Source organism: Veillonella intestinalis (assembly GCF_943193155.1).
Taxonomy (GTDB): Bacteria; Bacillota; Negativicutes; order Veillonellales; family Veillonellaceae; genus Veillonella_A; species Veillonella_A intestinalis.
The window spans coordinates 250,709-259,101 of sequence record NZ_CALPDB010000004.1 but is presented as its reverse complement, the minus strand read 5'-3'; the positions used below and the strand labels follow the sequence as shown (position 1 = coordinate 259,101).

7 protein-coding genes and 1 tRNA gene are annotated in these 8,393 nt (G+C 35.7%); 2 read left to right on the top strand and 6 right to left on the bottom strand.

Annotated features, from left to right (window positions below; genetic code table 11):
- Both NFR44_RS06455 and NFR44_RS06450 read right to left on the bottom strand, forming a co-directional pair.
- A partial coding sequence (locus tag NFR44_RS06455; RefSeq protein WP_251442435.1) for an MFS transporter occupies positions 1–1,412 on the bottom strand: 1,412 nt, incomplete at its 3' end.
- A 196-nt stretch (positions 1,413–1,608) separates the two neighbouring features.
- On the bottom strand, positions 1,609–2,214 hold the full coding sequence (locus tag NFR44_RS06450; RefSeq protein WP_251442433.1) for a beta-class carbonic anhydrase: 606 nt from the start codon (positions 2,212–2,214) through the stop codon (positions 1,609–1,611).
- Positions 2,215–2,480: 266 nt separating this feature from the next.
- On the opposite strand from NFR44_RS06450, the gene NFR44_RS06445 reads away from it, so the two are divergent.
- Positions 2,481–3,122, top strand: a complete 642-nt coding sequence (locus tag NFR44_RS06445) for a polysaccharide deacetylase family protein (protein WP_251442431.1) — start codon at positions 2,481–2,483, stop codon at positions 3,120–3,122.
- 57 nt (positions 3,123–3,179) lie between these two features.
- A tRNA-Gly gene (locus NFR44_RS06440) sits at positions 3,180–3,253 on the top strand.
- 59 nt (positions 3,254–3,312) lie between these two features.
- Here the strand turns inward: NFR44_RS06440 and NFR44_RS06435 are convergent.
- From NFR44_RS06435 to NFR44_RS06420, 4 genes are all read right to left on the bottom strand, one after another.
- Positions 3,313–4,224, bottom strand: a complete 912-nt coding sequence (locus tag NFR44_RS06435; RefSeq protein WP_251442429.1) for a DMT family transporter — start codon at positions 4,222–4,224, stop codon at positions 3,313–3,315.
- Positions 4,225–4,525: 301 nt separating this feature from the next.
- Entirely contained in the window at positions 4,526–5,800 is a 1,275-nt protein-coding gene (locus tag NFR44_RS06430) for an MFS transporter (protein ID WP_251442427.1), read from the bottom strand.
- A gap of 278 nt (positions 5,801–6,078) precedes the next feature.
- Positions 6,079–7,230 (bottom strand): lactaldehyde reductase, encoded by a 1,152-nt coding sequence (gene fucO / locus NFR44_RS06425; RefSeq protein ID WP_251442425.1) that lies wholly within the window; start codon positions 7,228–7,230, stop codon positions 6,079–6,081.
- A 126-nt stretch (positions 7,231–7,356) separates the two neighbouring features.
- Complete coding sequence (locus NFR44_RS06420; RefSeq protein ID WP_251442423.1) at positions 7,357–8,259, bottom strand: dihydrodipicolinate synthase family protein; 903 nt, start codon at positions 8,257–8,259, stop codon at positions 7,357–7,359.
- Positions 8,260–8,393: the final 134 nt, after the last annotated feature.

Here is an 8,393-nt window from a genome sequence, read left to right as displayed (position 1 = left end):
ATTGTGTGAGACATTTCATATCGAAATTCCAAATGAGTATAGATAACTGCAAATAACAGTTTGTAGGGGAGTTCTGATACTCCCCTACAAAAATGGCTATTTATCAACTGTTTGTTGTGACATAGCCTTTGCAATAAAAGATCGGCACCTAAAATTTCAGTAGTCCCTTCTGCTGGACGTGACAAGATGGATGCCACAACAGCCATACTCAATACCTGTCCTAATAAACGAACTGTACTAATCACCGAACTAGCCATGCCAAAATAGGCAGGTGGCACGGAGCTCATAATCGCATTATTATTTGGCGCCGAAAACATAGCAAAGCCGATGCCAATAACAATTAAACCTAAGATGACAACATATATGGAAGCCAGATTCATAGCTTGCCACAATATGAGAAGCCCTACCGCAATAGCACCCATACCACCAGATGCTAACATTGCTGATCCATATCGATCAGACAATTCACCCATCTTAGGCGATAACAAAGCCATAATAATTGACTGGACTAGTAAAAACCACCCCGCCATTTCAGAATCATAGCCCAATACCATCTGTAAGTACAACGACATTAAAAACGCAATAGCAAAGGTAGCACTATAATTTAGCATCGATGCTAGATTAGAAAAAGCAAAGGTTTTATTTTCTAAAAATATTCGCACTGGCAATAAGGGCTTTGCTACCTTAGCCTCATGAATTACAAATAAAATAGAACTTATTAACCCTATTGCAAATACATATTTCCCCCATGAAGTATTTACAATCTCTGACAAGCCATATAAACCCGTAATCAATGAAAAGGCATATAAAAGAACACTTACAACGCCAAGATGTCCTTGTTCAGGATTTACCCAATCCTCTTTTAAAAACAATATAGTCATAATAGCCGCTATCATGCCAAGGATTGCTAAAAAATAAAAAATACTTTGCCAGCCAAAACGATAATTCAAAAAGCCCCCTATAACCGGCCCAATGGCTAACCCTACATAAACAACAGAAACATTCATGCCCATCGCCCAACCACGTCGTTCAGGTGGAAATACAAGGGCAATAATAGCAGTCCCTGTTGAAAAGAGCATCGCCGCCGCTATCCCCTGTACAGCTCGCAATATCAATAGCCATTGAATCGTATTAGCAAAATGAATTAAAAAAGATGCAATCGTAAAAAAGACAATCCCCCACAAAAACACCGTTTTCTTGCCTAACCGATTTCCTAGTTGCCCCATAGGGACTGTAAAAATGGCACAAGTCATAAGAAACACTTCTACAATCCAACTCAACTCTGAAGTGCCTACCTGAAATTCACGGCCAATATCTGGCATAGATAAATTAAGCGAACTTCCACAAAAAGGTGTTAAAAATGATGCGATCATAACGGTAATTAATATTTTATTTTCTTTTGATATAGACAAAATCAAACCTCCATTTTATACACTTTATAAACTTTCATACAACGTATGATAATGTACAATCCATATACATCTCCTCATCAAAAGTTTTCTTCCTTTTTAGTATACTCTGTATAACAACTATATGACAAAATACTTTTTACACACCCTTACAAAAAAGAGTAGTAGCTAATTAGCTACTACTCTATAAAACTCTCACTTAACAGCAAGTACAAACGGGCATAGAATCGAGTTCTTCATTTGGCTTATTCCCATCAACCACAACGGTCAATTTACTTGTATAGGGATTTAACATTAACCCATGAACTTTAACATCATTAGGAATTAAAGGGTTCTGACGAAGCTGAGCAACAGCCTTTACCACATTCTGCTCGGAATGGCAAAAATGATTAGCCCAGCGCTCCATTTCACAACGAATCATAGTAATGGCTTCGGGAGAAATACCACGCTCAATCATGCGTTTAGATAATTCATCAGGGCAAGTTTTTTCCATCCCACAATCTTCATGACCGACAATAAAAATTTCCTTAGCACCTAGTTCATAAATACTAACAACTAAGCTACGAACCACATCACTAAATACATCAGTAATACAATTGCCAGCTACGCGAATTACATTTGCATCGCCCCGGTCAATCCCCATAGTCCGTTCAAGCAAGTCGACTAATCTAGTATCCATACAGGTCAATATAGCAATGTGTCGCTGCGGCGCTTTATTAGCGGGCATCCCTTCAGCACCATACGTTTTAGTAATGTCAGCCACATATTCTTCATTCGCTTTTAAAATTTCTTCCAACAGAGTCATAAAGAGCCTCCTCATACTGCATCTAAAAATTAATTATCTTTAAACATTTATCAATTTTTTATATAAAAACATCTACCTATACACACTATGTTAAATAATATTTATTGCAACCCTATCATAATTACTAATCACTGCTTTTATTTTACAAACTCTATTATAGTACAACAGCGAAATAATTGACAATTTATATTTTTAGATAAACGAGTTACAATATACATATATTTACAGTTGTAAATACTATTGCATTTAATAGGAGGAGGCCCCTTATGAAAAAACTTCTTGCCATTGCCTTTGCCCTTTGTTGCTTCACCACTACCCAAGGGCAAGTTATTGAAAAAACACAAACAGACACAAACTTAAAACTAAGTTATCCTCTAATTTATGTAGAGAACCAAAAAGCGCAAGAAACTATGAATCAATTAATTGCCACCTATGTAGGTCGCATGCAAAATATGTATTATAATGAAAAAATGTATCAAGTAGTCATGAGCTACAAAGTTACTTACGAAGATGAACAGCTTCTGTCCCTTATCATCGAGCAAGGCTGGTACAATGGGCAAGCCGCCCATGGATATTACACCCACCAGGGATTGGTGTTCAATAAAGAAACTGGTGAACGCATTCCAGCCTATAATTATGTAAAGCTAAAAAGTAATCAGCAATTAAAAAATTTTGTAGGATCTAGCTTGTTGCCAGTCTACCGTCAGGATATGAAAGAACAACTCTACCCACAACAATTATTTGGCTTATCAGACATCGAAGTACATAATGATAATTATGTCTTACTCGGTAATGGTACCATTGGCATGTTATACCAACCTTATGAATTATCAGCCTACGCCTACGGTGTTACTACTGTTCTTTTCACACCTGAAAAAATAGAATATATCAACCGTTTAAATTCATAAAGCTTCACCTATTTACAAATAGTCCTAAACTTGATAAAATGAACGAGTACTAATATTGCGGCCGTAGTTCATCGGTAGAACGACGGCTTCCCAAGCCGTAGAGGTGGGTTCGACTCCCATCGGCCGCTCCATACAATATAAATTAAAGCGAGTAGAAATTATCTACTCGCTTTTTTGTATTCTTTTAATTCTATTGTCTTACCACATGATGACGAATCCAATGTTTACGTTTACGCTGTAACAAAGCATATTTACTACGATATACAATATTTTTAAATACAATAGCAATCATAATAAAAATAGCGCCAATATATTCTTGCGGACCTAATACTTCTTGTAAGAAAATATAAGCTAAAACAGCCGCAAAAACTGGTTCCATTGAATAAATAAGCCCAATTTTAGAAGGAGCGATATAGCGTTGTGCAATCATTTGCATTAAGAAACAAAATGCACTACACACAATAGCTAAAATTAACACAGCCCCCCATTGCTCTTTAGTTTGTGGCAACCGTGGGGTTTCAACCAGAAATGAACTAACCGTACTCAACACAGCAATAGCGCCAAACTGAATAATACTGATTAATATACCATCTTTACCTTTTGCTAAATGCCCTAAAATAATAATATAACTAGCATAACCCAATGTGCCCCACAAGCAATATAAGGCACCCACATCTAAAGCAAAGCCTGCTTTAACAGTAAATAGAATTAGACCAAAAAAAGCTAAAGCAATACTTAGCATAGTCAACTTAGGCGGCCATTTCTTATGCCATAGCCCTTCAATAATAGGTACTAAAACAACTGTCGTTGTACCTAAAAAGGCCGCTGCAGAAGCAGTAGTCAACTTAACGCCAGTTACCGTACCAAATAATGAAATCCAAACAAGCGCCCCTAGCCCTACACCTTTATAAAAAGTCGACCAAGTACACGTCTTAAATAATTTAAAAAATACAATTCCCACACATACAAATGCAATGCCACAGCGCAATGCAATTAAATTAAATGGTTCTACACCGCCAAGCGCAATCTTCATTAACAAATACGACGAACTCCACGCAAATGTTACAAATAACATTAACCCTTCAGCCTGTTTAACCGACATGGTAAGCCTTTCCTCCCACACATCAAGAATAATATACTCGAACTAGTATATACCCCTTAAATCATAAAGTAAATAGGGAAATGGACAACTTTTTAAGAATTTACAAAAAGCCAAAAACAGCCGATATAGAACATTCAATTAGAATGTGGATCGGCTGCTTTTTCACTATTCTCTCTATAGGAATTTACACTAAAAACTATAGGAATTTAAACTTAATATTATTATAGTTAAATCACATTAAGTTTAAATCATATTAAGTTAAATTATATTAAATTATATTAAATTAATAATACTAAACTAATTAATGGGCTGATGCTACATTGTCAGCTGGTACAAATTTGCCTTTTTCATTGCGAATTTCCATTTCTTCCTTCTGTGCTTTTAAGGCTGGATCATTAGGAGTTCCTATTAATCGACCATATAAGAAATGGTAACAAAGAAATGCCACAAGAGCAATGCCAGCCGTTAACAAGAACATGTTAGTAAAACCAATGAACTCTTTAATACCACCTAGTACATAAGGTCCAAAGCCTAACCCAATATCTAAAGCAATAAAATATGTAGACGTAGCAATCCCAATGCGATGAAATGGCACCATTTTAACAACAACAGCTTGTCCATTAGACATATAGGTACCATATCCCAGGCCAACAAAAAGTGCTGAAACTAGAATCATCCAACTAGCACTAGCAAAAGCTAACAACAAAATGCCAATAGCTAATGAAATAAAGCAAGGATACAATACATAATTTTCCCCCTTGCGATCAAATATAAGACCCAAAGACGGACGAGTCAATGTAATAATAACCGCATATACTACAAAGAACCACGTACCAGCTTGTACCATATCAATTTCTCGTGTATACGAAGCCATAAAGCCTAAGATGCCAGAATAAGCAAACCCAACTAATATAGAAATTAAAGTTATCGAATTAACACGAGGTTCTAAATAATCTGAAATACGACGTCCTGATTCTTCTTTAATTAATGCTTCACTAAGTGTAGGCTCTTCATATTTCATTAAAAAAGCCCCAATTACACAAAGAATTACTAAAAATACACAAAGTGCAATAATCGTATCAAAACTAGTTACCGATAACAAGAAAATACCTAAAAATGGACCAATTGCCGCTGCTAAACTGGTGCTCAAACCATAATAATTAATACCCTCACCACGTCGAGCTTTAGGAATAACATTAGCTACAATCGTACTCGTAGCTGTAGATGTAATCCCATAAGCGAAGCCATTAATAAAACGAATCGTGTCCAAAACAATTAAATTGGGAATATAAAAATATAATGCTGTAGAAATCAAATAAATGCCCAATCCGACATATAATACTTTACGACCACCTAAGGTACTTACAAACCGGCCTGCAAATATGCGAGCCACCACCGTACCAATAATATAAATCCCCACAGCTAAACCTGCTTGACTGGATGTTGCATGTAACGTATCTTTCGCCACTACAGCAATGATTACGATTAATAAATAATAAATCAAAAATACCAATAAATTAATGACTGTGTCTAACACAAACGGCAACGTCCACAGCTTTTCATTTCTAGCCTCCATAACACTTAACATCTCCTTATATAAATTATTAATATCTTGGCTACAGTGGCTAATTATATAACTACAACCTCTTTCTGTAAAATTGCAAAAGATGAACTTAATTATTAATTTTTATGATATACATTTACATATCTATATCATTCATCACATTAATCTATAATAGGCCAACCATTTATAAAAAATAGCTGTAACAAATATGTGAAAGTTACTCCATCATTTAAGTTACAGCTATTAGTCTAAATATATAATTATTTTGCTTTTAAAAGTGACCTATTATTCTATAAAATAGAGCGATAGATTTCTTCGATCTCAGCTTGTGACACATCTCTAGGATTGCCTGGTGTACATACATCAGCAAATGCTGATTCTGCTAAAAATTGTAAATCTTTTTCCAATACCCCTGCTTCTTTCAAGCTCTTAGGTATTTCTACATCATCCGCTAACTTTTGAACTGCATCAATTGCAGCCGCGCGATATTCATCTTGACTCATAGACTCTACACCAGTTACTCCCATCGCTTTTGCTAGATCACGATATTTTTCACCAGTCGCTGGTGCATTAAATTTTAATACCGCAGTCAACATCATCGCACAGGCTTTACCATGAGGAATATCATATAACGCACTCAATGGATGAGCCATAGAATGAACAATACCAAGACCTACATTCGAAAATCCCATGCCTGCAATATACTGACCAAGGGCCATCTCTTCTCGAGCTTTTGGATCACCAGCTACAGCACTTCGTAATGAACGTCCAATAATTTCTATCGCTTTCAAATGAAGCATATCAGTCATTTCCCATGCACCACGAGTCAAAAAGCCTTCTACAGCATGAACCAATGCATCCATCCCCGTAGCGGCACATAAACCTTTAGGCATACCTAATGACATATCTGGATCTACAATAGCTACAATTGGAATATCGTGAGGATCAGCACATACAAATTTACGTCGTTTTTCTTCATCAGTAATAACATAATTAATCGTTACTTCAGCTGCAGTACCTGAAGTAGTAGTTACAGCAATAATTGGCAAACATTTATTTTTAGTATCTGCTACACCTTCCAAACTACGCACATCAGCAAACTCTGGATTAGTCATAATAATAGCAATCGCTTTACTTGTATCAATCGTACTGCCACCGCCAATAGCAACAATACAATCCGCTTCTGCCTTTTTACAAGCTTCTACACCATCTTGAACATTTTTAATAGTCGGATTTGCTTTTAATTCATCAAAAATCTCATATGGTACACCCGCTTCATCAAGCAATGCAGTTACTTTGGTAGCTACACCGAATTTGATTAAATCTTTATCAGTTGTGACTAACACTTTTTTCAAATTATTAGCTTTTAATTCGTCCACAATCTTTTGGATAGCACCAAAACCAAAATAAGATGTTTCATTTAGAATCATACGATTAACCATGTTGTACTGCCTCCAATTCATTAAATATTTCTTACCGCTAATGTAAAATTGACTATATATTAAGCCAATTACTCTTACTAAATAAATTCCACAAGGCTATATTTTTATCCTGCCATACCCAGCAATTTATTTAATTTTATGACGCCATAAAGCCTCAGCAATTGGAGATAATGCTTCTTTTTCAACATCAGTTAGAGGTTTAATTGGTACTCGACAAGTTTCCTTCATTGGACCGCCTAATTCATTAATAGCCCATTTCATAACAGGATTAAATGGAACATGCACTTCATAGAAAGCAAAATAGGCATCAATTTGACGCTGCAACTCTTTTAAAGCGTTTAAATCTTCTGTATCTAAAGCCTTAATTACATTCACACACATCTCTGGATCAATATTCGATAATGCACCGATGCAACCATCACCACCAGAAATCACCGATGGTATACAATTATTATCATAACCTGTATAAATTTTAAAATCAGGATATTTCGGCTTTAAAAATTGAATATATCGTTGTGTATGACGAAGTACAGAATGAGTATCTTTAACACCCACTAGATTATCATGCTTTTCACGCAACCGAAGCAAAGTTTCTGCAGACACATCATAGCCAGTACGATCACCATAATTATATAAGTATACAGGGCCATTAATTGCTCCTAACACTTCATCGTAATAGGCAAATACATCCTCATTATTACAAGCACTATAATAAGGGCCTACAATAATAACCGCATCAGCCCCTGCCTTCAACACCTCATTTGACAACTGGATTGTTTCTGCCTTCACCATGCGTCCCGTGCCGGCAATCACTTCCCAACGCCCTTTACCATATTCAATAGCATCTAAAATAAGTTCTTTAACTTCTTCATAAGAAAATGCATAAAATTCACCCGCACTACCACCAGCTAATACACCATTAATGCCAGCAGCAATTAATTTATCATAAAATGCATGCATATCCTCATAATTCACAGACTCATCAGAATTTAAAGATGTTAAAATAGGCGAAATATACTTAGCTTTCATGAAAAACACCTCCTAAAATAATCTAAAATATTGAATGCAATCACTTTAATAATTTATATCTTTATCTTATGTTTACAATTCGTAAAAGTCAATATATTACGTATATACGTAATGCCAATTCAGCATATTAATGG

Coding starts and splice junctions, on each gene's coding strand:
- NFR44_RS06450 (WP_251442433.1), bottom strand. CDS start 2,214: ATGACTCTGTTGGAAGAAATTTTAAAAGCGAATGAAGAATATGTGGCT.
- NFR44_RS06445 (WP_251442431.1), top strand. CDS start 2,481: ATGAAAAAACTTCTTGCCATTGCCTTTGCCCTTTGTTGCTTCACCACT.
- NFR44_RS06435 (WP_251442429.1), bottom strand. CDS start 4,224: ATGTCGGTTAAACAGGCTGAAGGGTTAATGTTATTTGTAACATTTGCG.
- NFR44_RS06430 (WP_251442427.1), bottom strand. CDS start 5,800: ATGGAGGCTAGAAATGAAAAGCTGTGGACGTTGCCGTTTGTGTTAGAC.
- fucO (WP_251442425.1), bottom strand. CDS start 7,230: ATGGTTAATCGTATGATTCTAAATGAAACATCTTATTTTGGTTTTGGT.
- NFR44_RS06420 (WP_251442423.1), bottom strand. CDS start 8,259: ATGAAAGCTAAGTATATTTCGCCTATTTTAACATCTTTAAATTCTGAT.